Here is a 25,795-nt window from a genome sequence, read left to right as displayed (position 1 = left end):
ATGGCACAGATGCATGGCACCGGATACGAAGGCTGGCTGGCCGCCTACCGCGCAGGAGAGCCGGGCACGGCGCTCGATCAGCGCCGTCCTGCGGCACTGGTGTCGTGCGGCACGCTGATGATGGAATTCACGCTGATGCGCGGCGAAACCGACATCCTGCCCTTGTTGCATCTGGCCCGGCAGGATGGCTGGCCGCGCTTCCTGTCGCTCTCGACCACGGCCGAAGGCCGAATCGCACTGATCCAGCGGCAGGGCAACGCCTTCCACGCCCTATCCATAGATGCCAGCGACGAGATCGGAGCCGGCGGGCGTATGCGACTTGTCTGGCGCTGGAACGGCCCCGAACGGCAAAGCCTTCTGGTGCTGGAGGCGCTGGATCAGGGAACGCTGCGCCAACAGGTCGGCCTCGATCCGCTTCCCATGCCGCGCGAGGATCTGGAGACGCTTCTGACCGGCACCGGAGGGGCGCGGATCGGCCCGCGCGTGGATTGGGTCGCGCTTGGCGATCATCTGCACCCGGTAGGGCCCGGCGCCTGTTTCGCCCCCTCGACCCCGATCGAAACCCCCACGGGGCCGCGTCCGGCGGGCGCCATCCGCACGGGCGATCTGGTAGAGACCGCCGATGCGGGAGCGCAGCCCGTACTGTGGTCCGGCCGCGTCAGCCTGCCCACCCTAGGCGCCTTGCGCCCGGTGCGGCTGTGCGCCCCCGCCTTCGGCAAGACACGCGACCTGTGGGTGCTGCCGCATCACCGGCTTGCTCTGTCGGGATCGCTTGTCGAATATCTGTGTGGCGAGGAAGAGGTCCTGGCCGAGGCACGCCACCTTGTCGATGGCTGCACGGCGTTGCAGCCGGACCGGCCCGCAGCCCTGAACTGGCACGGGATTCTGCTGACCGATCACCACCTGCTGATCGCCGATGGATGCCTGATCGAATCGCTCGATCCCGGCGGCATGGCCCTGCGCCCCGCGCTTGCGGCAAACGGCGTTCTGGCGGATCTGGCGGCGGCGGGAACCTTGCCGTGCCACGCGGCCCCACCCCGGCGTGTCCTGCATGAATACGAGGCCCGCACCCTGACCGCGATGCGCGCGCAGGCCCGTGGCCCGGTGGCCGCCTGACCCGGCTGCGGCTGCGCCTCAGAACGCGCGGCGCACCAGGTTGAGGCCCGTCAGAAGCAGCAAGACCAGCGTCCAGCGCCGGAACCGCACCGGGTCCAGCCGGTCCTGCGCGGCAAAGCCGGCCCATAATCCGATCACCGCCGGGATCACCATCAGCACCGACAAGGGCAGCGTCTGCGCGTTCAGAACGCCCGAGAACAGATGCGACACCATCAGCACGACCGCACCGATCAGGAAGACGACGCCCTGCACCCGGATCATCTCTTGCTTGCCCGCCCCGGTCGACAGCAGGAACACGATCAGCGGCGGCCCCCATATTCCCGAGATCCCACCGTAAAGCCCGCCAACGATCCCCAGCCCGGCCTCGGCGCGGCGGCGATGCTCGATCCGGATGGCAAGCGACCGGCCCATCAGCTGGACGGCGGCGAACCAGATGATCGGCCCGCCCAGCAACAGCAGCATCAACGGCTGGGGAATGACCCGCACGAACGCCGCGCTGATCGGGATGAAGATCACCAGCATCGCGATATGCAGCCGGTATTTCAGCGTCGAATCCCATGCCGCGCGCATCCCTTGCCGGAAGGCCTGCGCAAGATTGGTGACCAGCGTCGGCACGATCAACAGCGCAAGCGCCGTCTCGGGCGGAAGGAACGAGCCGAAGGCCGAAAGCATGATCATCGGCATGGCAAAGCCGACCGCCCCTTTCACGAAGCCCGCAAACAGCGTCACCCCGAACGCAAGGGCCAGTTGCCAGATCTCGAGCGTGAACATGCGCGGTCCCATCCTGATTGCGCGCCTGTTCTAGCGTGACGCCGCGGCCCCCGCACCCGGAATCCGCTGCGACAGATTCCGTCTTTGCGGGCGCATAATATGAATTTTAATTGCGCTGCACCTGCGAAATACCCTAAGCATGATGCACTTGCAGAAAAGGAAACGACTCATGGCGCATGATGGGGCCGATATGCCGAAAACCGCTGTTCTGACCGAGCTGATGTCGCTGACCGAAGCGGCCCTTCCCGAGGTTGCCGCCCTGACCGCCGAGGCGACCGAAGCCCTGCGCGCCCGTGTAAGCGTTGACGGAAAGATCTCTGGCGCGGCGCTTGAGGCCGATCAGTTCGCCGCGCATACGCTGTCCTGGCTGACGACCTACAAGGAAGCGCTGGTGCAGTTGCGTGGCTGGGCGGTGCGCGTGGCCGAAAACGGCGCCCTTGGCCCGATGGAGCAGCTGATCCTGCAAATCGGCTTTGGCGAATACCTCAACCAGATCGCTGGCGGCATCCCCATGAGCCAGGGCGAGGTCGCGCGCCTGTCGGATCTGGGGCTTTCCTGGACGCCCGGCCCCGCGGCCGCGCAGCTCATGGCCAGCGGCAACACCCCGCAGGCCCGCAGCGAACTGGTGCGCCTGATGCAGGACAACCACGGCCGCGCGCTGTTCGGCGCCTCTGGCCTCGACGAAGACCTCGAGATGATCCGCGACCAGTTCCACCGCTATGCCGAGGAACGCGTGATCCCCAACGCCCATGAATGGCACCTCAAGGACGAACTGATCCCGATGGAGATCATCGAGGAACTGGCCGAACTGGGTGTCTTCGGCCTGACCATCCCCGAGGAATATGGCGGACTGGGCCTGTCCAAGGCCTCGATGGCCGTCGTCACCGAGGAACTTTCGCGCGGCTATATCGGCGTGGGCTCGCTTGGCACCCGCTCCGAGATTGCGGCGGAACTGATCCTGTGCGGCGGCACCGAGGCGCAGAAGGCGAAATGGCTGCCCGGCCTCGCCTCGGGTGAGATCCTGTCGACGGCGGTCTTCACCGAGCCGAACACCGGCTCGGACCTCGGCTCGTTGCGCACCCGCGCGGTGAAAGAGGGCGACGATTGGGTCGTGACCGGCAACAAGACCTGGATCACCCATGCGCAGCGCACCCATGTGATGACGCTTCTGGCCCGCACCGACCCCGGCAGCACCGATTATCGCGGCCTGTCGATGTTCCTGGCCGAAAAGACGCCCGGCACCGACGACAACCCCTTCCCCACCCCCGGCATGACCGGCGGCGAGATCGAGGTTCTGGGCTATCGCGGCATGAAGGAATACGAGCTGGGCTTCGACGGCTTCCGCGTGAAGGGCGAGAACCTTCTGGGCGGCGAAGAGGGCAAGGGCTTCAAGCAGTTGATGGAAACCTTCGAATCCGCCCGCATCCAGACCGCCGCCCGCGCCGTTGGCGTGGCGCAGGCCGCCTGCGAGATCGGCATGCAATATGCCATCGACCGCAAGCAGTTCGGCAAGTCGCTGATCGAGTTCCCACGCGTTTCGGGCAAGCTTGCCATGATGGCGGTCGAGATCATGATCGCGCGCCAGCTGACCTATTTCAGCGCATGGGAAAAGGACCACGGCCACCGCTGCGACCTTGAGGCCGGGATGGCCAAGCTTCTGGGCGCGCGCGTGGCATGGGCCTGTGCCGACAACGCCTTGCAGATCCATGGCGGCAACGGTTTCGCGCTGGAATACAAGATCAGCCGGATCCTGTGCGACGCGCGCATCCTCAACATCTTCGAGGGCGCGGCCGAGATCCAGGCCCAGGTCATCGCGCGGCGCCTGCTGGGCTAGGGGCGCACAGCGCCCGCCCCGCCCGTCAGCCGGCCGGCGGGGCCAGACGCTCCAGCGCGGCCACAAGCCGCGCCCGCGCCTCGGGAAGCGGGCGGGTGCCCAGATCGGGCGCCAGGTGGTGTTCCAAGAAATAACCTGTCAGCACCAGCCCCTGCCGCAGCTCGTCCGGCGTTGCAGGCCCCTGCCCCAGAAGGCAGGCGGGCAACGGCAAAAGCCGCGCCGCCCAGTCGCCCGCGCCCGCCTGGCTGACCGCGCGGCCCGAACGCGGGCTGACATAGGCCAGATCCTCGCGCGTGCCCGTCGCGGCACAGCTTGTCAGGTCCAGCCCGTAGCCCAGCTCTTCCAGAACGCCAAGCTCCCACCGAAGATAGGCCAGCGGCCAGCCCTCCTGCGCCGCGCCGAACGCGTCGAAAAGCGGCTCGGTCATGGCGAAAAGCGCGGGATGGGGTTCGCGCTCGGGCAGCGAAAAGGACAGGATCGAGCAGACCGCGTTCAGCCCCAGAAGCGCCATCCGGTCCGACAGGACACCCGCGCGGCTGGCCAGAGGCTCGATCACGGCGGCGCCGATATGCTCGTCCAGCCTTGCGCGCCAGTCCATCGCCACGCGGCTGCCGGGTTGCAACACGGCCGCCTGCCGGCGCGAGGCGCCCCCGCGCACCACCCCCAGATGGCGGCCATGCCCGGCGGTAAAGACCTCGACGATGGCAGAGGTTTCGCCATGCGGGCGCACCGACAGGATCGTGCCCTCGTCGCGCCACTGCATCTTGCGCTCCTTCCTTGCCCGGCCGGGCGGGGGCCCGGTATCGGAAAGATAAATGCGCGGCCGGGAAAGGAAAAGCCGTCAGTCGGACAGGCCGTCCTCGTCCAGAAGGGTGCGGCCCTCGCGGCTTTCGATCTCGATCACCCAGAGGTCGGGATCGAAGCTGCGTTGGCGGGCGATGGCGGCGTCGATCTCGACCTCGGCCCCCTCGGCCAGAACCACCCAGGCGCGCGCGCCCGTCATCAGGTCGAAGCTGCGCTGCCAGGCCTTGGCGCGCCCGTCCAGCGTGGCGCATTTCACCAGCACGGCGCCGGCCTCGGCATTACCATGCGCGGTGACATAGGCGGGGATGAAGTTCATCTCCAGCCGCTTGAGATAGGCGCGCACCCAGACATCCGAGGCGAGCCGCGCCGCCATCCTATTCGCCGTCCTTGAAATCGAGCCCCATCTCGGAATAACGCTCGGCCTCTTCCAGCCAGTTGGGCCGCACCTTGACCTGAAGGAACAGATGCACCGGCCGGTCGAGGAATTCGGCCAGATCCTCGCGCGCGGCCTTGGAGATCGCCTTGATCGTCTCGCCGCCCTTGCCAAGAAGGATGCCCTTGTGGCCATCGCGCGCGACATAGATCACCTGGTCGATCCGGGTGGAACCGTCCTTGCGATCCTCCCATTTCTCGGTCTCGACGGTCAGCTGATAGGGCAGTTCCTCATGCAGCCGCAGAGTCAGCTTTTCGCGCGTGACCTCGGCGGCGATCACGCGCAGCGGCAGATCGGCGATCTGGTCCTCGGGGTAGAACCACGGCCCCTCGGGCAGGTTCGCGGCCAGCCATTCGCGCAGGTCGTCCACGCCATAGCCCTTCTCGGCCGAGATCATGAAGGTCTTGGCGAAGGGATAGGCGGCATTCAGCGTTTCGGCCAGCGCCAGCAGGGTTTCGGCCTTCACCCGGTCGATCTTGTTGATCGCAAGCGCGACGGGGCGGCCGCCCACGCGTTCCTTCAGCGCCTCGATGATCGCCTGCACCCCGTCGGTCAGGCCGCGATGCGCCTCGACCAGAAGCACGATGATATCGGCATCCGCCGCGCCCCCCCATGCGGCGGCAACCATCGCCCGGTCCAGCCGGCGGCGCGGCCGGAACAGGCCGGGCGTATCGACGAAGACGATCTGCGCATCGCCCGCCACGCAGACCCCGCGAATGCGTGCCCGCGTGGTCTGCACCTTATGCGTGACGATCGACACCTTGGCGCCCACCATGCGGTTCAGCAGGGTGGATTTCCCGGCATTCGGCTCTCCGATCAGGGCCACGAAACCGGCATGAGTCCTGTCAGTCATCCTGTGTCTCCATCCGGATCAGAAGTGCCTTCGCTGCGGCCTGTTCGGCCTGCCGCTTGGCCCCCGCACTTGCCCGCTCGGCCTCGCCCGAGGTCAGTTGCGCCTCGATCGTGAAGACCGGCGCGTGATCGGGGCCATCGCGCGCGACGGTCACATATTTCGGCGGCGGAAGGCCGCGGGCCTGCGCCCATTCCTGCAAGGCGGTCTTGGCGTCGCGCGCATCCTCGGCCACGCCGTCGATCCGCGCGCCCCAAAGCCGCAGCACCAGCGCGCGCGCCACCTCGAGGCCGCTGTCAAGATAGACGGCGGCAATCACCGCCTCCATCGCATCGCCCAGAAGCGCCTCCTTGCGGCGACCACCCGTCATCATCTCGGACCGGCCAAGCTTGAGCACCGCGCCAAGGTCGATCTGGCGCGCGACATCGGCACAGGTCTCCTTGCGCACGAGCGCGTTGAACCGCGGGGCCAACTGCCCCTCGGTCGCGCCGCGATCGGCAGCCAGCAAGACATCGGCCATCACGAGGCCGAGAACGCGGTCGCCCAGGAATTCCAGCCGCTGGTTGTCGGGCCGCGTGGGCGTCGAGATCGAGGCATGCGTCAGCGCGCGCAACAGAAGTTCGGGGCGCGCGAACTCATGCCCCAGGCGTTTCATGAACGCCTGTATGTCCGCGGCCAGCTTCACTCGACCGCCTTGAAGAAGCGATCCCCGCGCCATGTCCAGAAGAAGAACAGCGACCGGCCCGCGGATGAGAACATGATGCGGTCCGCACGCCCGATCAGGAATTCTGCGGGAACGAAGCCCAGCCCGCCGGCGGCCGCGGGAAAGCGGCTGTCTTCGGAATTGTCGCGGTTGTCGCCCATGAAGAAGTAATTGCCTTCGGGGACCGTGAAGACGGGCGTGTTATCCGCCACCCAGCTGTCCGAGATATTGATGATCGAGTGGCTCTTGCCGCCCGGCAATGTTTCGATCTGGCGCGGTTTCTCGCACAGGCCGCCCTGACCCACGGGATCGTTGGCGCAGCGCGGCATCAGGCCCTGCGGACCCTGAAGCTCTTTCGTCTCGGTGAAGGTGCCGCCATCGGCAAGCCCGACCGGCGCGCCATTGATCTGCAACACCCCGTCCTTCATCTGCACCGTGTCGCCCGGCAGGCCCACCACGCGCTTGATGAAATCGACCCCGCGCGTGGGATGACGGAACACCGCGACATCGCCGCGTTCGGGATCGCTTTCCAGGATCCGCCCCGGAATCGGGCAAAGCGAGAAGGGGCAGGAATGGCGCGAATAGCCATAGGCCATCTTGTTGACGAACAGGAAATCGCCGATCAGAAGCGTGTCCTTCATCGAGCCGGACGGAATCCAGAACGGCTGAAAGAACAGCGTGCGAAACACCCCGGCGATCAGAAGCGCCCAGAACACCGTCTTGATCGTCTCGACGATACCGCTTTCAGCCTTGCCTGCCATATCCTGCCCGTTCCCTTGAAGAAATCCCGCCTTCCTTGCGATGCGCGCGCGCCCGAGTCAAGGAAGCCTGCGTGCCTCGATTACCACGAAGGCCTGCGCCCAGGGGTGATCGTCGGTCAATGTGACGTGAACAATGGCCTCGTGCCCCTCGGGCGTCATCTCCTCCAGCCGCTTTGCGGCCCATCCCGTCAGGTGCATCACCGGCTGCCCGCTGCGCAGGTTGGAAACCGCCATGTCGCGCCACGAGATCCCCATCCTGAGCCCGGTCCCGAGCGCCTTGGAACAGGCCTCTTTCGCGGCCCACCGCTTGGCATAGGTGCCCGGCGTATCGGCGCGGCGTTCGGCCTTGGTGATCTCGGTGGGGGTGAAGACACGGTGGCGGAAGCGATCGCCGAACCGCTCCAGCGTGGCGGCGATCCGCTCGATATTGGCCAGGTCGGTGCCGATCCCGAGGATCATTTCCGCCCCGCCCCGCGCGCGGCAAGACGCTCTTGTCCGCGCAGATAACCCTTGGCTCCCGATTGCACGAAAAACCACGACAGCGCGTAGACAAGCAGGAGGATGACCAGCAGCACCCCCAGCACCAGCCCCGAGGCGCCCCCCAAGAACACCGCCGCAATCCCCGGATCGATCATGCTCATGCCCGCGATGTAGACGGCCGCCATACCGATATTGATCGCCGTCGCGATCATGGCGAAGCGGCGCCGTTCGGCCCCCGGCGGCAGCATCCTGCGCTGCTCGGCGTATTTGTGCCCCTCGACAAGTGCGGCGATCATGACCGGGACAATCCCCGTCCAGCTTCCGCCGACAGGAAGCAGATAGCCAAGAACGGCCAGCCCGAGCGTGGCCGCGATCAGGATGATCGTATAGCGAAGGTAGTTCATGCAGACCTCGTGAAAGACGTGCCGGAGGGATCAGCCGCGCGCCGCATCCATCAGGTGTCGCATCTGGCGGATCGCCGGCTCCAGCCCAATGAATACTGCCTCGGAAATCAGGAAGTGCCCGATGTTCAGCTCCCGCAGCTTGGGGAAGGCCGCCACGGGGCCGACGGTGTCGAAGGTCAGGCCGTGGCCCGCATGCACCTCGAGTTCAAGCGAGGCGGCATAGTCCGACGCCACGCGTAACGCCTCCAGCTCGGTGTCGCGCTCGGCGAAGCGGCCTTCGTGATGCAGGTCGCAATAATGCCCGGTATGCAGCTCGATCACGGCGGCACCGACACGCGCGCTCGCCTCGATCTGGCGCGGATCGTGGCTGATGAACAGCGACACCCGGCAGCCCGCCTCGCGGAGCGGACCGATGAAATCGGTCAGCCGCGCAACTTCCGCGGCAACGTCAAGCCCGCCCTCGGTGGTGCGCTCTTCGCGCTTTTCGGGCACGATGCACACTGCATGCGGGCGATATTGCAGCGCGATCGCCTGCATCTCGGGGGTGGCGGCCATCTCGAAGTTCAGCGGGCGCTGCAAGGTGGCCATCAGCGCGGCGATATCGGCATCGCGGATATGGCGGCGATCCTCGCGCAGATGCGCGGTGATGCCGTCGGCCCCGGCCTCTTCGGCCAGGCGCGCGGCGCGCACGGGGTCGGGATAGTTGGCGCCGCGCGCGTTGCGCAGCGTGGCGACGTGGTCGATATTGACACCCAGTCGCAGGCGATTGGCGGTATGCGGCATCGGTCCCTCACGGCTTCCGGGCTGTGCGTCCAGCCCCTGTCACGATATTTGCGGCAAGACCCTTTCGCGCTCAACCTTCCTGATCGCGGGGGGCTTGCCGGTCCGGTTTGTCATCGCGTTTGGCATGCAGCTTGGCGCGCAGCTTCTCGAGCCGCGCCTTGAGCTTGTTACGCCGCCGCCGCTGATAGGCTTCGATGATCGGCAACGAGAAATAATAACAAATCAGCCCGGCGATCACGCCGGGGATAATGCCCCCGACAAGATAGGGAAGCCAGACCTCGGAGAAAAAGCGCGACAACCCGCCCCAATGCGCGGTTGCGGGCGTAAAGACCGCAAGCAGGTTGTGCTTCAGGTCCTGCCCCGCAGCCAGGAAGGTTGCGCCAAGGGTTTCGGCATGGGCCGGATTGAACCGCTGGCCCAGCATCCAGTTCCCGAGCTTGGTCGAGAACACCGCGATGATCGGGAAGGTGATAGGGTTGCCGAAGAACGTGGCCAGAAGTGCCGCAAGCACATTGCCGCGCATGATGAGCGCGATCCCCGCCGCGCTGAGGAAATGGAACCCGAAAAGCGGCGTGAAGGATACGAAGACCCCGGCAAACACCCCCCGCGCGATGCGGTGCGGCCGGTCGGGCAGGCGGTTGACCCGATGCTTGACGTAATGGAAGGCGCGGGTCCATCCGCCGCGCGGCCAGACCAGCTCCCGCATCACGGTCGGTATGGAGCGTCGGTCGCGCCGTTTGAAAACCACGTCCAGTCCTTCCAGCCCCCAGCGGGGCATGCGACGATCAGGGCTTGCGCGCCAGATCGCGATAGCGTTCGACCTGCGCCACGTCACTTTCGGCCTCAAGCGCCGTCAGCACGGTGTGCAGATGCTCCATGTCACGCAACTCGACCTCTACGACAAGCGAATAGAAATCCGGTTTGCGTTCCATGAAATTCAGGTCGGAAATATTGGCCTTCTGCTGTCCGATCAAGGTGCAGATATGGCCAAGTACGCCCGCATCGTTCGAGATCGTGATCTTGAGGCTGGCCGAATAGACCGCCGGATGGCGCCCCGAATGCCAGTGCAGATCGACCCAGCGGTTCGGCTGTTCCTCGAAATCGGCCAGAACGGGGCAATCGGCGGCATGGATCACCACGCCCTGCCCGCGATAAGTGATGCCGATGATCCGCTCTCCGGGCAGGGGCTGGCAGCAGCCCGCGCGCCGGAAGCTCTGATCGGCGGGCAGGCCCAGCACGGCGCGGGCGGGTTCCACCGTTTCGGCGGGGGCGGTCGCAAGCTCGGGGTAGAGCGCCTCGATCACCTCGCGCGCGGCCAGCTCGGCCGAGCCGAGCCGCGCTAGAAGTTCGGTATCGTCGGGCAGGCCGAGGGTCTTGGCCGCGGTGCGCAGCGCCTTGTCGGTCACCTTGCGCCCGACATGTTCAAAGGCCACGCGCGCCAGCTCGGAGCCAAGCTTCACGAAGCGCGTCCTGTCCTCTTCGCGCAGGCTCTTGCGGATCGCGCCCTTGGCCCGGCCGGTCGCAACGATGTCAAGCCAGGTGGCCTGCGGGCGCTGCCCCGCGGCGGTGATGATCTCGACCGACTGACCATTCTTCAGCCGCGTCCACAGCGGCACGCGGATGCCGTCGACCTTCGCCCCCACACAGGAATTGCCGATCCGGGTATGGATCGCATAGGCATAGTCGATCGGCGTGGCGCCTTTCGGCAGCTTGACCACATCCCCCTTGGGCGAGAAGCAGAACACCTGGTCGGTATACATCTCAAGCTTCACGTTCTCGAGAAACTCGTCGTGGTCGCCCTCGTCGAAGCGTTCCGTCAGTTGGGAAACCCACTGCGCAGGATCGACCGCGAAGGGGTTCGATGCACGCTCGCCATCGCGGTAGGACCAGTGCGCGGCCACACCCGCTTCGGCGACCTCATGCATCTGCCGGGTGCGGATCTGCACTTCGACGCGCTTGCCGTCACGCCCCGAAACGGTGGTGTAAATCGAGCGGTAGCCGTTAGATTTCGGCTGACTGATGTAATCCTTGAAACGGCCCGGCACCGCGCGCCAGCGTCGATGGATCAGCCCCAGAACGGCATAGCAATCGGCCTCGTTGCGGGTGATGACACGAAAGCCGTAGATGTCGGACAGGCGCGAGAAGGAAAGCTGCTTTTCCTCCATCTTGCGCCAGATCGAATAGGGGCGCTTGGCGCGGCCGAAGACATCGGCCTCGATCCCGGCCTTTTCCAGCTCCAGCCGGATATCGGCGGTGATCTTGGGGATAACGTCGCCGGTTTCCTTCTGCAGCGTCACGAAACGGCGGATGATCGAGGTGCGCGCTTCGGGGTTGAGCACCTTGAAGGCCAGATCCTCCAGCTCTTCACGCATCCATTGCATGCCCATGCGGCCCGCCAGCGGCGCATAGATCTCCATCGTCTCGCGCGCCTTCTGGGCCTGCTTCTCGGGCCGCATCGAACGGATCGTGCGCATGTTGTGCAGCCGGTCGGCCAGCTTCACGAGGATCACCCGCAGGTCCTTGGACATCGCCATGAACAGCTTGCGGAAGTTCTCGGCCTGCTTGCTGGCCGAGGACGACAGCTGAAGATTGGTCAGCTTGGTGACACCGTCGACCAACTCGGCGACATCCTGGCCGAAAAGCCTGGCCACCTCGTCATAGGTAGAGCGGGTGTCCTCGATCGTGTCGTGCAACAGCGCCGTCACGATCGTGGCATCGTCCAGCCGCTGTTCGGTCAGGATCGCGGCGACGGCCACGGGGTGGGTGAAATAGGGCTCGCCGGAATGACGCAGCTGGCCCTCGTGCATCTTCATGCCGTAATCGTAGGCACGCCGGATCAGATCTGCATTGGTGCGCGGATTGTAGATGCGGACGAGCGCGATCAGGTCCTCAACGTCGATCATTCCCGCGCGCTCTGCCCCCCGAAGATCAGTCGCGGCCCTGCGCGTCCATCAATGCGCGCAGCATCCGCTCTTCGGACATGTCGTCATCGCGCGGGCGATCGACCTCGCCGCCCATCAGAAGCGCCATGGAATCGTCTTCGGGTTCGTCGACCTCGATCTGGGTCTGGTTGCTCTCGATCAGACGCTCGCGCAGATTGTCGGCCGACTGGGTTTCCTCGGCGATTTCGCGCAGGGCGACGACGGGGTTCTTGTCGTTGTCGCGGTCGATGGTCAGCGGCGCGCCGGCAGCAACCTCGCGCGCACGATGTGCGGCAAGCATTACCAGCTCGAACCGGTTCGGAACCTTGTCAACGCAATCTTCAACCGTCACGCGGGCCATCGGCATCTCCAATCGGACTTGGGAGGTGTGAACGGCCTATTTAGGCCCATCCAAGGTGCTTGACAAGCGCCCTTCCCGGTCAAAAGGCCGCGAAAAGGGGCGCAAGGCCGCTTTTTCCGCCTCCGGCAGGGCGGCAGCCATCGTGGCCACGTCAAGCCCGGTGACCGGATGGCGCCAGTCCGGCGCGATTTCCGCAAGGGGAATCAGCACGAAAGCACGCTCGGCCAGACGCGGATGGGGCAGGATCAGGCCCGCGGGCCAGTCGCGCATCTGGGCCGCGAGCGGCAGGCGGCGCCAGTGTTCCTCGGTCGCGCGGTCCGGCGCGATCCGCTCCCCCGCCGCCAGCAGATCGAGATCCACCCCGCGCGAGGCCCACCGGCTTTCACGCTGCCGTCCCAGACCGGCCTCGATCCGGTGGCAAAGCGCCAGAACCTCCTCGGCGCTGCCATTTCCGCTGACAGACGTTACGGCATTCACATAATCCGGCCCGGACCCGGCCGGAAAGGCCGCAGAGCGGTAAAACCGACTGACGGCACGGATATGAAATCCGTTTTTACTCAATTCTTTCAAGGCATAAACCAGTGTGTCGGCAGGCATTCCGACATCCGAATTCAGGTTTGCGCCCATACCGATAAGGAACGTGCTATTATCCATTTATACAAATACCCAAGTGTTCCGGCGTTGGGCTACTCCGTCAGTCATGAGAAACCCCGTCTCTGTCCGCGTCGATTTTCGTATCGTTACTTTTGTTTCAACAGGTTTCCAGTTCCCATTGGCGCTTTTCAATCGGATAAGGGGTGTTCTGGAAAGGAACTTTTTATGTTTTACAAGGACGAACGGCTTGCGCTGTTCATCGACGGATCGAACCTTTATGCGGCTGCCAAGGCACTTGGGTTCGATATCGACTACAAGTTGCTGCGACAGGAATTCGAGCGCCGCGGAAAGCTTCTGCGCGCCTTCTACTATACGGCACTTCTGGAAAACGAAGAATATTCCCCCATCCGTCCGCTGGTCGACTGGCTGAACTATAACGGCTACGCCATGGTCACCAAACCGGCAAAGGAATACACCGACTCCATGGGCCGGCGGAAGGTGAAGGGCAACATGGATATCGAGCTTGCCGTCGATGCGATGGAGCTTGCGCCGCGGCTGGATCATGTCGTGCTGTTTTCCGGCGATGGCGATTTCCGGCCACTGGTGGAAAGCCTGCAACGGCAGGGGTGCCGGGTTTCGGTGGTCTCCACCATCCGCAGCCAGCCGCCGATGATCGCGGACGAATTGCGCCGGCAGGCCGACAATTTCATCGAACTCGATGCCCTGCGCGACGTGATCGGACGCCCGCCGCGCGAACCCCGGGATCAGGATGGCGACAACGCTGGCTGACACGATCGGGAAAGGGGCCGCCTTGCGGGCCCTGCCGCGCTCTGCCACAGATCGGACATGAATGATCTTCCCGCACTTCTCGGACTGTTCTTTTCTGCGATGCTCGCGGCTTCGCCGGTGCCGATGCAGTCCGAGATCGTATTCGTGGCCATGCAGACCGCCGGAGCGGCACCCGTGCCGGTGATGATTGCCGTTGCCGGGGCGGGAAACACGTTGGGCGCGCTGATCACCTACGGGCTTGGGCGCGGCGTCAACCACTGGCGCGACCGGCGCTGGTTTCCCGCCACCGCGGCGCAGATGGCGCGGGCCGAGCGCTGGTATGATCGCTGGGGGGTCTGGACGCTGCTGCTGAGCTGGGCGCCGGGCGGAGACCTGGCCTGCCTGGTGGCCGGTGTGCTGCGCCTGCCGCTGATTGTATTCGTGCCGCTGGTGGCGGTGGCGAAAACGGCGCGCTATGCCGCCGTTGCCTGGCTGACCGCCCAGGCGACGGGTCTGGGCGGGTAGCAGGCAGGAAGGGGGCTGCCCGCCCCCTCTTTGGCTGCGCCAAATTCACCCCCGGGGATATTTCCACTCTGGTGAAGAGGGATTCGTGCTGGACCTTCAACGGGCGCACGCATACCTGTGAGGAGTAGTTCCTAGGGGCGCGCGGATGGGAAAACCTGCACTCACACTCTATCTGGCGGCACCGCGCGGGTTTTGCGCGGGCGTGGACCGGGCGATCAAGATCGTCGAGATGGCGCTGCAGAAATGGGGCGCGCCGGTCTATGTGCGCCACGAGATCGTGCACAACAAGTTCGTCGTGGACGGGTTGCGCGACAAGGGCGCGGTCTTCGTCGAGGAGCTTGACGAATGCCCCAACGACCGGCCGGTGATCTTTTCCGCGCATGGCGTGCCGAAGGCCGTTCCGGCCGAGGCCGTGCGGCGGCAGATGGTCTATGTGGATGCCACCTGCCCGCTGGTGAGCAAGGTGCATATCGAGGCCGAGCGCCATCATGCCGAGGGGCTTCAGATGGTCATGATCGGCCATGCAGGGCATCCCGAGGTTCTGGGCACGATGGGGCAGTTGCCCGAGGGCGAGGTCCTGCTGGTGGAGACGGTGGAGGATGTGGCGGGCCTTGTGCCGCGCGATCCCGCGCGGCTGGCCTATATCACGCAGACGACCCTGTCGGTGGATGACACGGCCGCCATCGTGGCGGCGCTGGAGGCGCGTTTCCCCGGCATCGTGGGGCCCGCGAAGGAGGATATCTGCTATGCCACGACGAACCGCCAGGCGGCCGTCAAGGCGATCTCGGGGCGGATCGACGCGCTTCTGGTGATCGGGGCGCCGAACTCCTCGAACTCGCGCCGTCTGGTCGAGGTGGGGAAGGCGGCGGGATGCAGCTACAGCCAGCTTGTGCAGCGCGCCGACGAGATCGACTGGCGTGCGATCGACGGGGCGCGGGCGGTGGGCGTGACGGCGGGGGCGAGCGCGCCGGAGCTGCTGGTCAACGAGGTGATCGACGCGTTTCGGGCGCATTACGAACTGACGGTCGAGATGGTCGAAACCGCGCGCGAGGACATTGAGTTCAAGGTGCCGCGAGTATTGAGGGAGGTCTCATGAGCATCGAGTTTCTGATAACCGTTTTCATCGTCTGCGTGGCACCCGGGATCGGGGTTGTCTACACGCTTTCGGTGGCGCTTGGGCAGGGTTTGCGGGCGGGGCTTTGGGCGGCCGTGGGCTGCACGCTGGCGACGTTGGTGCATCTGGCGGTGGCCGGGGCGGGGCTGGCGGCGGTACTGCACAGTTCGGCCCTGCTGTTCCAGGCGGTGAAATATGCGGGTGTGGCCTATCTGATGTGGATGGCGTGGAGCACGCTTCGGGGCTCGGGCGGGCTGGAGCTGCGCGCGGCCGAGGCACAGCCTGCCGGGCGGATCGTGCGGCGCGGCGTCACGCTCAATCTGCTGAACCCGAAGATCCCGATGTTCTTCATGGCATTCCTGCCCCAGTTCATGACGCCTGCCGACGGCCCCGCGGTGATGTTCGAGCTGGGCCTGGGCTTTGCCGCCATGACCTTCGTGGTGTTCGTGGGCTATGCGGTGCTGGCGGCATCGGGGCGCGAGGCGGTGTTGTCGCGCCCTGCGGTCATGGGCTGGATGCGGCGGGCCTTTGCCGCGTCTTTTGCCGCGCTTGGGCTGCGGCTGGCGATGGAGCGGGCCTGAGCGGGGCGCTGCCCCGCACCCCGGGATATTTGGGACTCTGAAGAAGATGGTTGAGTTTCTGGCTTGGACCGATGGCGCCTGTTCGGGCAATCCCGGCCCCGGAGGGTGGGGCGTGGTGATGCGCGCCCTCGAGGATGGGGAGATCGTGAAGGAGCGCCGTCTTTCGGGCGGCGAGGCGGACACCACGAACAACCGCATGGAGCTTCTGGCCGCGATCAACGCGCTGGAGGTCTTGCAGCGCGACGTGGCGATCACCGTCACCACCGATTCCGCCTATGTGAAGAACGGTGTGACGAACTGGATCCATGGCTGGAAGAGGAACGGCTGGAAGACCGCCGACCGCAAGCCGGTGAAGAATGTCGACCTGTGGCAGCGTCTGGATACGGCGCAGGCGCGCCACCGGGTGACCTGGAAATGGATCAAGGGGCATGCCGGCCATGCGGAGAACGAACTGGCCGACGAGCTGGCGCGCGCGGGGATGGCGCCCTATAAATCCGGGCAGGCAAAATGAGCGCGCCGGAGCTTGAGGCGGCCCGGATCTGGGTTGGCGAGCTGAAGCTGGGGGCGGCGCTCGATCATGCCTCGGTGTTGATCTTTGCGCTGACCGGAGCGCTGGTGGCCAGCCGCAAGCAGCTTGACCTGGTGGGCTTTGTCTTCATCGCTGCATTGACGGCGGTGGGTGGCGGCACGCTGCGCGACCTTCTTCTGGGGCGCGTGCCGGTCTTCTGGGTGGGTCAGCCCGGATTCGTGCTGACGGCGGCCTTGGCGGCGGTGCTGGTCTTTTTCACCGCGCATCTTCTGGAAAGCCGTTACCGGGCGCTGTTGTGGCTGGATGCCTGCGCACTGTCCGTTGCGGTTTCGGCCGGGGTGGCGGTGACGCTGGCCACGGGCCACGGGCCGGTGATCGTGCTGATCATGGGGGTGGTCACGGGCACCTTCGGGGGACTAATGCGCGATGTCGTCTGCAACGAGGTGCCGCTGGTCCTGAAGCAGGGAGAGCTGTATCTGACCTGCGCGTTTGCGGGGGCGGCGGCGGCCCTGGTTCTGACCGCGCTCGGCTGGCCCGGCCTGCCTGCGGCCCTTGCCTGCAGCGGCGTGACCTTCGCGCTGCGCGCCGGATCCTTGCTGTTCGGCTGGCGCCTGCCGGTATACAAGGCGCGCCCGCCGCGCCAGTGATGGCATCCTATTGAAAGAGGGCAAGCACCCAGGGCGCGATCAACGCGGTCAGCACCGCGTTCAGCCCCATGCCGATACTGGCGAAGGCCCCGGCGGTCTCATGCACCTGGAAGGCGCGGGCGGTGCCGATGCCATGCGCGGCGACCCCGACCGAAAACCCCCTTGCGCGCCAGTCCCGTACCCCGAGCGCATCGAGAAGCGGCGTGGCGACGATTGCGCCGATGATGCCCGTCAGCAGAACCAGGACCGCGGTCAGCGTCGGCGCCCCGCCGAGGGATTCCGAGATGCCGATGGCCACCGGGGCGGTGGCCGATTTCGGTGCAAGCGCGGCCAGGGTATGCGGATCGACCCCCAGCAGCCATGCGATCGCAAGGGCCGAGCCGATTGCCGTAACCGACCCCGCAACCAGCGCCACAAGGATCGGCAGGGCAGCCCGGCGCACCCGGCCCAGATTAGCGTGAAGCGGCAGGGCAAGGGCCACGGTCGCCGGCCCCAGCATGAAGTGGACGAATTGCGCGCCCTCGAAATAGGCGCTGTAATCGGTGCCCGTCACCCAGAGCAGGCAGGCCAGCAGGATCACCGCCACCAGCACCGGATTGACCCATGGCTTGCGCCCCGAGGCGCGAAAGGCCGTATCGCCCGCCCAATAGGCCAGCAGCGTTGCGCAAAGCCACAGAAGCGGCGCCTGCGTCAGGTAGGACCAGAGCAGAACCGGATCAGTCATCCTCGCGCCCTCCGACAAGCCGCGCCACCGCGGCAAAGCTGAGCGCCCCGACCGCGATGGCCAGCACGGTCGAGACCACAAGCGCGACCGCGATCGCCGGCCCCTGCGCCGAAAGCACCCCGAAATGCGCCACCACGCCCACGCCCGCGGGCACGAAAAGCAGCGACAGATGCGCCAGCAGCCCCTGTGCGGTGGGGCGCACGATTTCCAGGATGCGCGGGGAAAGCGAGAGGGCCAGAACCAGCCCCACCATGCCCAGGACGGGCCCCGGCAACGGCAGCCCCAGCGCGCGCGAGATAACCTCGCCCGCAAGCTGGAACAGCAGGATGATGGACAGGGCTGGGATCATTGCGGCCTCCGGTCTGGTCCGCACGACGCTAGCCTGCGGCGGCGGGTTAGGCCAGAGGCGGCGGGCGGGGGCATGCTGGGCAAAGCCGCACATATCTTGTGGATAAGGCGCAAAGATCCGCCACATCCTGTGTTTGCGCATTGACTCGTGCCCGTCCCGCCCCAAAACTGCACGACCGAACCCGAAGGAATCAGAAAGGCCCCGCCTTGCGCTTCAGCCGGCTCAGACTCAACGGCTTCAAAAGCTTCGTGGACCCGACGGATCTGGTGATCCATGACGGGCTGACGGGCGTGGTTGGACCGAATGGCTGCGGCAAGTCGAACCTTCTGGAGGCCCTGCGTTGGGTGATGGGCGAGAACCGGCCCACCGCGATGCGCGGCGAGGGGATGGAGGATGTGATCTTCGCAGGCGCCGCCACGCGCGGCGCGCGCAACTTCGCCGAAGTGTCGCTGTCCATCGACAATACCGAACGGCTGGCCCCCTCGGGGTTCAACGATGCCGACGGGCTTGAGATCGTGCGCCGGATCACGCGCGATGCGGGCTCGGCCTACAAGATCAACACGCGTGATGTGCGGGCGCGCGACGTGCAGATGCTGTTTGCCGACGCCTCGACCGGGGCGCATTCGCCCGCGCTTGTGCGGCAGGGCCAGATCGCCGAGCTGATCAACGCCAAGCCGAAGGCGCGCCGCCGGATCCTTGAGGAAGCGGCGGGGATTTCGGGGCTTTATCAGCGGCGCCACGAAGCGGAGTTGAAGCTGAACGGGGCCGAGCAGAACCTGCTGCGCGTCGATGACGTGATCGAGCAGCTTGCGCAGCAACTGGCCACGCTGGCCCGGCAGGCCCGGCAGGCGGCGCGCTACCGCGAGATCGGGACGGATCTGCGCCGCTCGGAGGGGATGCTGCTTTACCGCCGCTGGCGCGAGGCGGATATGGCGCGTGCCGAGGCCGAGGCCGGTCTGGGCGAACGTGTGCGCGCCGCAGCACAGGCCGAGCTGGCCGCGCGCGCCGCGGCCAAGGCGCGGGCGGGATGCGAGGACGCCCTGCCCCCGCTGCGCGAGGAAGAGGCCATCGCGGGTGCCGTGCTGCAACGCCTGACCGTGCAGCGCGACGCCCTGACCGAGCAGGAAAACCGTGCCCGCGCGATGATCGAAACACTTGGCGGGCGGATCGCCCAGCTTGACCGCGACATGGAGCGCGAGGCCGGGCTGAACCGCGACGCGGGCGAAACGATCAAGCGGCTGGAATGGGAGCAGGGCCAGATCGCCAAGGCTAGCGAGGGGCACGAAGCCAGGCTGGCCGCCGCCTCCGAAGCCTCCGCCGAGGCCGCGGGTGTCCTTCAGGACCGCGAGGCGCAGCTGAGCGAGCTGACCGAGGATGTCGCGCGGCTGGCGGCCCGCCACCAGTCCGCGCAGCGCCTGCTGGTCGACAACCGCGCCACGGCCGAAAAGTCCGAAGCCTCCGCACGCGCCGCCGCCGAAGCGGCCGAGGCCGCGAAGGCGGCCCTTGAACGCGCCAGCACCGATCATACCGCCGCAGAAGAGGCGCAATCCGAGGCCCATGACAGCGCCGAGGCCGCCGAAGAGGTGCTTGCCGCCGCCGAGGAGTTGCGCGCCGAAATCCAGACCCGCGAAAGCGCCGCGCGCGCCGCACGCTCCGAGGCCGAGGGCGAGGCCGGGGCCCTGCGCGCCGAGGTGGCCGCCCTTGCCCGGCTGGTCGAACGCGAGGCCGCGACCGGCAAGCAACTTCTTGACCGGGTGCGCGTCGACAAGGGGCTGGAGGCGGCACTTGGCGCGGCCCTTGCCGACGATCTGCGCGCCCCCGAAATCGAGGGCGGAGCGAAATCCGGCTGGGGCCTTCTGCCCGATTACGACGCCGCGCAACCGCTTCCCGCAGGCGCCGAGCCGCTGGCCGCGCATGTCACCGTGCCGCCGGTGCTGGCGCGCCGCATCGCGCAGATCGGCCTTGTGGCCGACCGGGACGAGGGCGACAGCCTGCAACCGCTTCTGCGCCCCGGTCAGCGCCTGGTTTCGGCCGAGGGCGATCTGTGGCGGTGGGACGGTTTCCGGGCCGGCGCCGAGGATGCGCCCTCGGCCGCCGCGCTGCGTCTGCAACAGCTCAACCGGCTGGTCGAACTCAAACGTGACCTTGAGGATGCGGCCGCCCGCGCCGAGGGCGCGCGCCAGGCCCATGAGGTGCTGACCCGCCAGATGGCCGAGGCCACCGCCGCCGATGGTCGCGCCCGCGATGCGCGGCGCGAGGCCGATCGCCGGCTGGCCGATGCGGGGCGCGCGCTCAGCCGGGCCGAGGCGGATCGTTCGATCGCGGGCAGCAAGCTGGAAAGCGCGCGCCTTGCCGTTGCGCGCCACGAGGAAGAGGCGATGGCCGCGCGCAAGGCCCTGCTGGAGGCCGAGCGCACCCTGGCCGCCCTGCCCGATCTGGACGCCGCGCGCAGCGAGGTCGATGCCGTCAAGATGACGGTCGAGGCGGCGCGGATGACGATGATGACCCGCCGCTCCTCCCATGACGAGATCCGCCGCGAGGGCGAGGTGCGCCTGAAGCGCCGGCAGGAAATCACCAAGGAAATCTCGGGCTGGAAACACCGGCTGGAAACGGCCGAGAAACGCTCGGCCGAGCTGGCACAGCGCCGCGCCGAGACCGAGGAAGAGCTGGCCATCGCCAACACCGCCCCGGCCGAACTTGCCGCCAGGCGCGCCGAGCTGTCGGACGCGATCGAGGCCGCCGAGGAACGCCGCGCCCGCGCCGCCGAGGTTCTGGTGAACGCCGAAACCGCCCTGCGCGAAGCCCAGCTTGCCGAGCGCGATGCCGAACGCGCCGCAAGTGAGGCCCGCGAGGCCCGCGCCCGCGCCGAGGCGCGCCTTGACGCCGCGCGCGAGACCATGGGCCATGCGGCCGAGCGGATCATGGACGAAACCGAGATGCTTCCCGCCGCGCTGCTGGAAAGCCTTGGCACCGATCCCGATGCGATGCCCTCGGCCGAAGACCTCGATATCGAGGTGGCGCGGCTCAAGCGGCAGCGCGACGCGCTTGGCGCCGTCAACCTGCGCGCCGAGGAAGACGCCCGCGAGGTGCAGCAGGAACACGAGGCGCTGGTTCAGGAAAAGACCGACCTGGAAGAGGCGATCCGCAAGCTGCGCGCCGGCATTGCCGGGCTGAACCGCGAAGGACGCGAGCGCCTGCTGACCGCCTTCGAACAGGTGAACGAGAATTTCCGCACGCTGTTCACCCACCTCTTCGGCGGTGGCGACGCCAATCTGGTGCTGGTGGAAAGCGACGATCCGCTGGAGGCCGGGCTGGAGATCATGTGCCAGCCGCCGGGCAAGAAGCTTTCGACGCTCAGCCTTCTGTCGGGGGGCGAACAGACGCTGACCGCAATGGCGCTGATCTTCGCGGTCTTCCTGGCCAACCCCGCCCCGATCTGCGTTCTCGACGAGGTCGACGCGCCCCTGGACGACGCCAACGTCACGCGCTTCTGCGACCTTCTGGACGAGATGACGCGGCGCACCGATACGCGCTTCCTGATCATCACCCACCATGCCGTCACCATGAGCCGCATGGACCGGCTTTTCGGCGTGACGATGCAGGAACAGGGGGTCAGCCAGCTTGTCAGCGTGGATCTCAAGCGCGCCGAGGCGCTGGTCGCCTGAAGCGCCGATAGGGCTTGAGGGCGCCTGCCCCGCAGCATAGCGTTCCGGCACACCGACAGGAGGGAATCATGGCAAGGATCGAAGCACGTCTGAGCGAACTGGGCATCGAGCTGCCCGCGGCACCCGCCCCGGCGGCGAATTATGTGCCCTTCGTGCAAAGCGGCCATCAGCTTTTCGTCTCGGGTCAGATCTCGATGGGGCCGGACGGTCTGATCAAGGGCCGCCTGGGCGCGGACATGGATGCCGAGGCCGGGGCGGCGGCGGCGCGGCGCTGCGGGCTTGCGCTGATTGCGCAGGCAAAGGCGGCGCTTGGCGATCTGGACCGTATCGCGCGCGTGGTAAAGCTGGTGGGGTTCGTCAATTCCACCGCCGATTTCACCGATCAGCCCAAGGTCGTGAACGGCTGTTCGGACCTGATGGTCGAGGTCTTCGGCGATGCCGGTCGCCATGCGCGCTCGGCCGTTTCAGCGGCCAGCCTGCCGCTTGGCGTCCCGGTCGAGATCGAAGCGATCTTCGAGGTCGCATGATGCCGCTGCACGCGGATTTCCTGCGCCTGCCCATCGCGCATCGCGCGCTGCACGACCGCGCGGCGGGCCGGCCGGAAAACTCGCGCGAGGCGATCGCGGCCGCCGTTGCCGCCGGCTACGCGATCGAGATCGACATCCAGCCCGCGGCCGATGGCGTGCCGATGGCGTTTCACGATTACGACCTGCGGCGCCTGACCGGCATGCCCGGCCGCATCGCGGGGCTGACCTCGGGCAAGCTGGGTGCATTGCGGCTTTGCGGCGGCGATACCGGTATCCCGACGCTGGCCGAGGTGTTGCGCATCGTGGCGGGCCGCGTCCCCCTGCTGGTCGAGATCAAGGATCAGGACGGCGCACTCGGCCCCCGGGTCGGCGCGCTGGAACGGGCCGTCGCACAGGTGTTGGCGGAATATTCCGGGCCGGTCGCGGTGATGTCGTTCAACCCCCATTCGGTGGCGGCCTTCCACGCCGCGGCGCCGGAAATCCCGGTGGGCCTGACGACCTCGGCCTATCGTCCCGAGGATTGGGGCCTGATCCCCGCCGCCACCCGCGACCGGCTGCGCGAGATCCCCGATTACGCGACGCTTGGCGCCTGTTTCGTCTCGCACGAGGCGGGGGATCTGGACCGCGCACGCATCGCCGAGCTGCGCCAGGCCGGGGCGGCGATCCTGTGCTGGACGATCCGCTCGCCCGAGGCCGAGGCCGAGGCCCGCCGCGTTGCCGACAATGTGACCTTCGAGGGCTATCCGGCTGGCCTTCCCGCTTGACCCGCCCCGGTCATGTGCCAAGTTTGGGCGGATGAAGGGGACCGGCGCGCGCGAACACATGAGCGAGACCATCGAGATCACCGTCCTGTCGGGCCTGAACGAGATTTCGGCCACCGACTGGGATGCCTGCGCCTGCCCCGAGGCGGCGGATGGCGGCCGCCCGCTGGACCCGTTCACCACGCACCGGTTCCTGCTGGCTCTGGAAAGCTCGGGCTCGGTCGGCCCGGGAACGGGCTGGCAGCCGCGCCCGCTGGTGGCGCGGGCGGGCGCGGCTGTCATCGCCGTGGCGCCGGTCTATGTGAAATCCCACAGCCAGGGCGAATATATCTTCGATCACGGCTGGGCGGATGCCTATGAGCGCGCGGGCGGGCGCTATTACCCCAAGCTGCAATGCGCCGTGCCCTTCACCCCGGTCAGCGGGCGCCGCCTTCTGACCCGGCCGGGCCACGAAGAGACCGGGCGCGCGGCGCTGCTGGAGGGGATGGTCCGGCTGGCCGAAGGGGCGGGGCTGTCCTCGGCCCATGTCACCTTCTGCACCGGGGCCGAGGCGGAAGTGGCGACCGGGGCGGATTACCTGCCCCGCCTGACGCAACAGTTTCACTGGCTCAACCGCGGCTATGCGGATTTCGAGGATTTCCTGGCCGATCTGTCCTCGCGCAAGCGCAAGGCGATCCGCAAGGAACGCGCCCGCGCCCATGACTTTGGCGGCACGATCCGCGCGCTGACCGGCGATGCGATCGAGCCCGCGCATTGGGAGGCGTTCTGGACCTTCTATCAGGACACCGGCAGCCGGAAATGGGGCCGCCCCTACCTGACGCGCGCCTTTTTCGACGCGCTGCACGCCATGCGGGGCGATGTGCTTCTGGTGCTGGCCGAACGCGGGGGGCGCCCCGTCGCGGGGGCGCTGAACCTGATCGGGCGTGAGGCGCTGTTCGGGCGCTACTGGGGCGCGATCGAGGACCACCCCTTCCTGCATTTCGAGCTGTGCTACCACCGCGCCATCGACTGGGCCATCGCGCACGGCCTGGCCCGTGTCGAGGCCGGCGCTCAAGGGGAACACAAGCTTGCGCGCGGCTATCTTCCCGCCCCGATCCATTCGGCGCACTGGCTGCGCGACCGCGGCTTTCGCGATGCGGTCGCGCGCTACCTTCAAGCCGAGCGGGCGGCGACGGACGAGGATATCGAAATCCTCACCGCCTATGGCCCCTTCCGCGCGGGCACGGCGGATTAACTCGGCAAACCCGCGCCCGTCAGAAGGCCGACATCACCGCAGAGGTGATCGCGTTATGGCGCGGCGCCATGACGGAATCGGCCACACTGTTCATCGGGACAGAAAAGCCATCACCGCCCAGCGGAATGCTCAGGCCCAGCCGGACGGTATCAAGATCCCCGTCCACGCCCGCCACCGACGCGTTCGAACGCGCCAGTTCCAGAGACACCGAAGACCCCATCCGAAGATGCGAGGACAGGTCATAGCTGACGCCCACGCCGAAACTTGTCACATCCGCATCCACCAGATCCAGCGAAGCCCGGCTCAGCCCGCCGAAAAGCGACCAGTTCTCGGCCACGCCATAGGCTCCGGCAAGGCCGATGAAATCAACATCGAGATCCGTTACCGAATCCGAAATGCGGCTGCGCATCGCGCTTGCGCCAAGCGTGAGGTTCGGCGCCGCCGCATATTTCACCGCAAGGCCGATATCGCGGATATCCACGCCCGCGGGCAGGTCCGGATCGGTCGTGGTCTTGCCGAAGAACCCGCTCAGATGTGCAGCCCCAGCGGAATAGCCGCCCATCAGGCCGTAAGAAGTTGCCGAAAGGTCGGTAGCCAGCGCGTCGACATCAAGCTTTGCCTTTTCCGCATACCCCCCAAGCGACATGCCATTGTTGAAGCGATAGGCGCCGTAGATCCCCATGGCGACGATCGAGATATCCTCGGCCACGCCGTCGATGTCGATCGACTGCACACCGTGGTCGATGCCAAGGCGGAAGCCATTGCCGAAATCCACCCCGGCGCGGCCGTTCAGAGAAAGGGTGCTCAGGTCTTCGCTGATGCCTTCGACGTCGCTGGAACCATAGCCAAGCGTCACAGCGCCGCTAAAATCCTGGGCGATGACGAGAGTTGGCGCGACCACGCAAAGCAGCGCCGCAACCATTCCGGTTGTCGTTTTCATTGCTCGATCCTCATCGTTCTTATGTTTTTCACAAAGATGCCAGAGGGTTCGCGGACTGGTCAATTCCCCGACGCAGCGTCAGCCCCGCCCCTTCGGCTTTGTTGTATAATTGACTCAGCGTGAACGGGCCTTCCGGCCTTTCGGGACGTGCCACGGAGGGCTAAGCGTTACCGGACAAACAGGATGGGAGGGCAGCATGCCGCCGAAACGGATCTCGAAAGGCACACGGATGAGCCAGGCCGTGGTTCATGGCGGGCTGGTCTGGCTTTCGGGCCAGATCGGCGATCCGACCGATGACCTTGCGGGACAAACCCGTAGCTGCCTGCAAAAGGTCGAAGACCTTCTGCAACAGGCCGGATCGTCCAAATCGCATATCATCAAGATGGAAATCTGGCTGGCCGATCTGCGCGATTTCGACGCCATGAACACTATCTACGAGGCCTGGCTCGACCGCGAAAACCCGCCCGCCCGCGCGACCTGCGAAGCGCGCGTGCGTGCCGACGGCACCCTGATCGAGATCGTGGCCACGGCCGCCTTGGTCGAAGATTCAATTTACAATCAGGATTGACTGTTTCTTTCGATGGCCTCACTCTGGCAGGGAAAGCGGCTGCTGGTT

Annotated in this window: 29 protein-coding genes; 13 read left to right on the top strand and 16 right to left on the bottom strand. The window is 66.6% G+C overall.

Annotation, left to right across the window (positions count from 1 at the left end):
• Complete coding sequence (locus AC4PTO_RS01295; RefSeq protein WP_492731151.1) at positions 1-1,116, top strand: Hint domain-containing protein; 1,116 nt, start codon at positions 1-3, stop codon at positions 1,114-1,116.
• Between the two features lie 18 nt (positions 1,117-1,134).
• On the opposite strand, the gene AC4PTO_RS01290 is transcribed toward AC4PTO_RS01295, so the two are convergent.
• Entirely contained in the window at positions 1,135-1,887 is a 753-nt protein-coding gene (locus tag AC4PTO_RS01290) for a sulfite exporter TauE/SafE family protein (protein WP_492731148.1), read from the bottom strand.
• Positions 1,888-2,056: 169 nt separating this feature from the next.
• Between AC4PTO_RS01290 and AC4PTO_RS01285 the strand changes: the two genes are divergently transcribed.
• Complete coding sequence (locus AC4PTO_RS01285; protein ID WP_492731147.1) at positions 2,057-3,721, top strand: acyl-CoA dehydrogenase family protein; 1,665 nt, start codon at positions 2,057-2,059, stop codon at positions 3,719-3,721.
• Between the two features lie 25 nt (positions 3,722-3,746).
• Here the strand turns inward: AC4PTO_RS01285 and recO are convergent, their stop codons facing one another.
• The 12 genes from recO to folK form a co-directional block, all read right to left on the bottom strand.
• On the bottom strand, positions 3,747-4,484 hold the full coding sequence (gene recO, locus AC4PTO_RS01280) for a DNA repair protein RecO (protein ID WP_492731145.1): 738 nt from the start codon (positions 4,482-4,484) through the stop codon (positions 3,747-3,749).
• A 78-nt stretch (positions 4,485-4,562) separates the two neighbouring features.
• The gene (locus AC4PTO_RS01275) at positions 4,563-4,898 is read right to left on the bottom strand and encodes a DUF1491 family protein (RefSeq protein ID WP_492731143.1); all 336 of its coding nucleotides are present in this window, start codon (positions 4,896-4,898) and stop codon (positions 4,563-4,565) included.
• Position 4,899: 1 nt separating this feature from the next.
• Positions 4,900-5,811, bottom strand: a complete 912-nt coding sequence (gene era / locus AC4PTO_RS01270; protein WP_492731141.1) for a GTPase Era — start codon at positions 5,809-5,811, stop codon at positions 4,900-4,902.
• A complete protein-coding gene (rnc, locus tag AC4PTO_RS01265) occupies positions 5,804-6,493 on the bottom strand; it encodes a ribonuclease III (RefSeq protein ID WP_492731139.1) in 690 nt (229 codons plus the stop codon). The genes era and rnc overlap by 8 nt, the downstream gene beginning before the upstream one ends.
• Entirely contained in the window at positions 6,490-7,272 is a 783-nt protein-coding gene (gene lepB, locus AC4PTO_RS01260; protein WP_492731137.1) for a signal peptidase I, read from the bottom strand. Before lepB ends, rnc begins: the two co-directional genes overlap by 4 nt.
• Positions 7,273-7,329: 57 nt before the next feature.
• Positions 7,330-7,731 carry a holo-ACP synthase gene (gene acpS / locus AC4PTO_RS01255; RefSeq protein ID WP_492731134.1) on the bottom strand — a complete coding sequence of 134 codons (402 nt, stop codon included), beginning with the start codon at positions 7,729-7,731 and terminating at the stop codon, positions 7,330-7,332.
• Positions 7,728-8,156, bottom strand: a complete 429-nt coding sequence (locus AC4PTO_RS01250; protein ID WP_492731132.1) for an ABZJ_00895 family protein — start codon at positions 8,154-8,156, stop codon at positions 7,728-7,730. Before AC4PTO_RS01250 ends, acpS begins: the two co-directional genes overlap by 4 nt.
• A 30-nt stretch (positions 8,157-8,186) precedes the next feature.
• Positions 8,187-8,939, bottom strand: coding sequence for a pyridoxine 5'-phosphate synthase (locus AC4PTO_RS01245; RefSeq protein ID WP_492731130.1), 753 nt, complete (start codon positions 8,937-8,939; stop codon positions 8,187-8,189).
• Between the two features lie 70 nt (positions 8,940-9,009).
• On the bottom strand, positions 9,010-9,717 hold the full coding sequence (locus tag AC4PTO_RS01240) for a DUF2062 domain-containing protein (protein WP_492731128.1): 708 nt from the start codon (positions 9,715-9,717) through the stop codon (positions 9,010-9,012).
• Between the two features lie 7 nt (positions 9,718-9,724).
• A complete protein-coding gene (locus tag AC4PTO_RS01235) occupies positions 9,725-11,842 on the bottom strand; it encodes a RelA/SpoT family protein (RefSeq protein ID WP_492731126.1) in 2,118 nt (705 codons plus the stop codon).
• Positions 11,843-11,867: 25 nt separating this feature from the next.
• Complete coding sequence (gene rpoZ / locus AC4PTO_RS01230; RefSeq protein WP_492731124.1) at positions 11,868-12,221, bottom strand: DNA-directed RNA polymerase subunit omega; 354 nt, start codon at positions 12,219-12,221, stop codon at positions 11,868-11,870.
• Between the two features lie 36 nt (positions 12,222-12,257).
• Positions 12,258-12,875 (bottom strand): 2-amino-4-hydroxy-6-hydroxymethyldihydropteridine diphosphokinase, encoded by a 618-nt coding sequence (gene folK, locus AC4PTO_RS01225; protein ID WP_492731122.1) that lies wholly within the window; start codon positions 12,873-12,875, stop codon positions 12,258-12,260.
• A gap of 165 nt (positions 12,876-13,040) precedes the next feature.
• Between folK and AC4PTO_RS01220 the strand changes: the two genes are divergently transcribed.
• The 6 genes from AC4PTO_RS01220 (at position 13,041) to AC4PTO_RS01195 (ending at position 16,979) form a co-directional block, all read left to right on the top strand.
• Complete coding sequence (locus tag AC4PTO_RS01220) at positions 13,041-13,604, top strand: LabA-like NYN domain-containing protein (protein WP_492731120.1); 564 nt, start codon at positions 13,041-13,043, stop codon at positions 13,602-13,604.
• 57 nt (positions 13,605-13,661) lie between these two features.
• Positions 13,662-14,108, top strand: a complete 447-nt coding sequence (locus tag AC4PTO_RS01215) for a YqaA family protein (protein ID WP_492731119.1) — start codon at positions 13,662-13,664, stop codon at positions 14,106-14,108.
• A 145-nt stretch (positions 14,109-14,253) separates the two neighbouring features.
• Positions 14,254-15,204: a 4-hydroxy-3-methylbut-2-enyl diphosphate reductase gene (gene ispH / locus AC4PTO_RS01210; RefSeq protein WP_492731117.1), complete on the top strand. Its 951-nt coding sequence runs from the start codon at positions 14,254-14,256 to the stop codon at positions 15,202-15,204.
• A complete protein-coding gene (locus tag AC4PTO_RS01205) occupies positions 15,201-15,803 on the top strand; it encodes a LysE family translocator (RefSeq protein WP_492731115.1) in 603 nt (200 codons plus the stop codon). Before ispH ends, AC4PTO_RS01205 begins: the two co-directional genes overlap by 4 nt.
• A gap of 46 nt (positions 15,804-15,849) precedes the next feature.
• Positions 15,850-16,314 carry a ribonuclease HI gene (gene rnhA, locus AC4PTO_RS01200; RefSeq protein WP_492731113.1) on the top strand — a complete coding sequence of 155 codons (465 nt, stop codon included), beginning with the start codon at positions 15,850-15,852 and terminating at the stop codon, positions 16,312-16,314.
• A complete protein-coding gene (locus AC4PTO_RS01195) occupies positions 16,311-16,979 on the top strand; it encodes a trimeric intracellular cation channel family protein (RefSeq protein ID WP_492731111.1) in 669 nt (222 codons plus the stop codon). Before rnhA ends, AC4PTO_RS01195 begins: the two co-directional genes overlap by 4 nt.
• A gap of 7 nt (positions 16,980-16,986) precedes the next feature.
• Here the strand turns inward: AC4PTO_RS01195 and AC4PTO_RS01190 are convergent, their stop codons facing one another.
• Both AC4PTO_RS01190 and AC4PTO_RS01185 read right to left on the bottom strand, forming a co-directional pair.
• Positions 16,987-17,703: an LrgB family protein gene (locus AC4PTO_RS01190; RefSeq protein WP_492731109.1), complete on the bottom strand. Its 717-nt coding sequence runs from the start codon at positions 17,701-17,703 to the stop codon at positions 16,987-16,989.
• Positions 17,696-18,052 carry a CidA/LrgA family protein gene (locus tag AC4PTO_RS01185; RefSeq protein WP_492731107.1) on the bottom strand — a complete coding sequence of 119 codons (357 nt, stop codon included), beginning with the start codon at positions 18,050-18,052 and terminating at the stop codon, positions 17,696-17,698. Before AC4PTO_RS01185 ends, AC4PTO_RS01190 begins: the two co-directional genes overlap by 8 nt.
• A gap of 206 nt (positions 18,053-18,258) precedes the next feature.
• Between AC4PTO_RS01185 and smc the strand changes: the two genes are divergently transcribed.
• The 4 genes from smc to AC4PTO_RS01165 all read left to right on the top strand — a co-directional run bounded on the left by smc (position 18,259) and on the right by AC4PTO_RS01165 (position 24,239).
• Positions 18,259-21,717, top strand: a complete 3,459-nt coding sequence (gene smc, locus AC4PTO_RS01180) for a chromosome segregation protein SMC (RefSeq protein WP_492731105.1) — start codon at positions 18,259-18,261, stop codon at positions 21,715-21,717.
• A gap of 68 nt (positions 21,718-21,785) precedes the next feature.
• Positions 21,786-22,244 (top strand): RidA family protein, encoded by a 459-nt coding sequence (locus AC4PTO_RS01175; RefSeq protein ID WP_492731103.1) that lies wholly within the window; start codon positions 21,786-21,788, stop codon positions 22,242-22,244.
• Positions 22,241-23,008 carry a glycerophosphodiester phosphodiesterase family protein gene (locus AC4PTO_RS01170; RefSeq protein WP_492731101.1) on the top strand — a complete coding sequence of 256 codons (768 nt, stop codon included), beginning with the start codon at positions 22,241-22,243 and terminating at the stop codon, positions 23,006-23,008. Before AC4PTO_RS01175 ends, AC4PTO_RS01170 begins: the two co-directional genes overlap by 4 nt.
• Positions 23,009-23,066: 58 nt before the next feature.
• The gene (locus AC4PTO_RS01165) at positions 23,067-24,239 is read left to right on the top strand and encodes a GNAT family N-acetyltransferase (RefSeq protein ID WP_492731099.1); all 1,173 of its coding nucleotides are present in this window, start codon (positions 23,067-23,069) and stop codon (positions 24,237-24,239) included.
• Between the two features lie 19 nt (positions 24,240-24,258).
• Here the strand turns inward: AC4PTO_RS01165 and AC4PTO_RS01160 are convergent, their stop codons facing one another.
• Positions 24,259-25,179, bottom strand: a complete 921-nt coding sequence (locus tag AC4PTO_RS01160) for a porin (protein WP_492731098.1) — start codon at positions 25,177-25,179, stop codon at positions 24,259-24,261.
• A 196-nt stretch (positions 25,180-25,375) separates the two neighbouring features.
• Between AC4PTO_RS01160 and AC4PTO_RS01155 the strand changes: the two genes are divergently transcribed.
• Positions 25,376-25,747, top strand: coding sequence for a RidA family protein (locus AC4PTO_RS01155; protein ID WP_492731096.1), 372 nt, complete (start codon positions 25,376-25,378; stop codon positions 25,745-25,747).
• Positions 25,748-25,795 lie beyond the last annotated feature (48 nt).

This window comes from Rhodobacter maritimus (assembly GCF_058747975.1).
The sequence above is the reverse complement of the archived record's forward strand: the minus strand, read 5'-3'. Positions and strand labels throughout refer to the sequence as shown.

Bases quoted from the DNA above. Each gene is read 5' to 3' on its own strand.
- AC4PTO_RS01295 (WP_492731151.1), top strand. From the start codon at position 1: ATGGCACAGATGCATGGCACCGGATACGAAGGCTGGCTGGCCGCCTAC.
- AC4PTO_RS01290 (WP_492731148.1), bottom strand. From the start codon at position 1,887: ATGTTCACGCTCGAGATCTGGCAACTGGCCCTTGCGTTCGGGGTGACG.
- AC4PTO_RS01285 (WP_492731147.1), top strand. From the start codon at position 2,057: ATGGCGCATGATGGGGCCGATATGCCGAAAACCGCTGTTCTGACCGAG.
- recO (WP_492731145.1), bottom strand. From the start codon at position 4,484: ATGCAGTGGCGCGACGAGGGCACGATCCTGTCGGTGCGCCCGCATGGC.
- AC4PTO_RS01275 (WP_492731143.1), bottom strand. From the start codon at position 4,898: ATGGCGGCGCGGCTCGCCTCGGATGTCTGGGTGCGCGCCTATCTCAAG.
- era (WP_492731141.1), bottom strand. From the start codon at position 5,811: ATGACTGACAGGACTCATGCCGGTTTCGTGGCCCTGATCGGAGAGCCG.
- lepB (WP_492731137.1), bottom strand. From the start codon at position 7,272: ATGGCAGGCAAGGCTGAAAGCGGTATCGTCGAGACGATCAAGACGGTG.
- acpS (WP_492731134.1), bottom strand. From the start codon at position 7,731: ATGATCCTCGGGATCGGCACCGACCTGGCCAATATCGAGCGGATCGCC.
- AC4PTO_RS01250 (WP_492731132.1), bottom strand. From the start codon at position 8,156: ATGAACTACCTTCGCTATACGATCATCCTGATCGCGGCCACGCTCGGG.
- AC4PTO_RS01245 (WP_492731130.1), bottom strand. From the start codon at position 8,939: ATGCCGCATACCGCCAATCGCCTGCGACTGGGTGTCAATATCGACCAC.
- AC4PTO_RS01240 (WP_492731128.1), bottom strand. From the start codon at position 9,717: ATGCCCCGCTGGGGGCTGGAAGGACTGGACGTGGTTTTCAAACGGCGC.
- AC4PTO_RS01235 (WP_492731126.1), bottom strand. From the start codon at position 11,842: ATGATCGACGTTGAGGACCTGATCGCGCTCGTCCGCATCTACAATCCG.
- rpoZ (WP_492731124.1), bottom strand. From the start codon at position 12,221: ATGGCCCGCGTGACGGTTGAAGATTGCGTTGACAAGGTTCCGAACCGG.
- folK (WP_492731122.1), bottom strand. From the start codon at position 12,875: ATGGATAATAGCACGTTCCTTATCGGTATGGGCGCAAACCTGAATTCG.
- AC4PTO_RS01220 (WP_492731120.1), top strand. From the start codon at position 13,041: ATGTTTTACAAGGACGAACGGCTTGCGCTGTTCATCGACGGATCGAAC.
- AC4PTO_RS01215 (WP_492731119.1), top strand. From the start codon at position 13,662: ATGAATGATCTTCCCGCACTTCTCGGACTGTTCTTTTCTGCGATGCTC.
- ispH (WP_492731117.1), top strand. From the start codon at position 14,254: ATGGGAAAACCTGCACTCACACTCTATCTGGCGGCACCGCGCGGGTTT.
- AC4PTO_RS01205 (WP_492731115.1), top strand. From the start codon at position 15,201: ATGAGCATCGAGTTTCTGATAACCGTTTTCATCGTCTGCGTGGCACCC.
- rnhA (WP_492731113.1), top strand. From the start codon at position 15,850: ATGGTTGAGTTTCTGGCTTGGACCGATGGCGCCTGTTCGGGCAATCCC.
- AC4PTO_RS01195 (WP_492731111.1), top strand. From the start codon at position 16,311: ATGAGCGCGCCGGAGCTTGAGGCGGCCCGGATCTGGGTTGGCGAGCTG.
- AC4PTO_RS01190 (WP_492731109.1), bottom strand. From the start codon at position 17,703: ATGACTGATCCGGTTCTGCTCTGGTCCTACCTGACGCAGGCGCCGCTT.
- AC4PTO_RS01185 (WP_492731107.1), bottom strand. From the start codon at position 18,052: ATGATCCCAGCCCTGTCCATCATCCTGCTGTTCCAGCTTGCGGGCGAG.
- AC4PTO_RS01175 (WP_492731103.1), top strand. From the start codon at position 21,786: ATGGCAAGGATCGAAGCACGTCTGAGCGAACTGGGCATCGAGCTGCCC.
- AC4PTO_RS01170 (WP_492731101.1), top strand. From the start codon at position 22,241: ATGATGCCGCTGCACGCGGATTTCCTGCGCCTGCCCATCGCGCATCGC.
- AC4PTO_RS01165 (WP_492731099.1), top strand. From the start codon at position 23,067: ATGAGCGAGACCATCGAGATCACCGTCCTGTCGGGCCTGAACGAGATT.
- AC4PTO_RS01160 (WP_492731098.1), bottom strand. From the start codon at position 25,179: ATGAAAACGACAACCGGAATGGTTGCGGCGCTGCTTTGCGTGGTCGCG.
- AC4PTO_RS01155 (WP_492731096.1), top strand. From the start codon at position 25,376: ATGCCGCCGAAACGGATCTCGAAAGGCACACGGATGAGCCAGGCCGTG.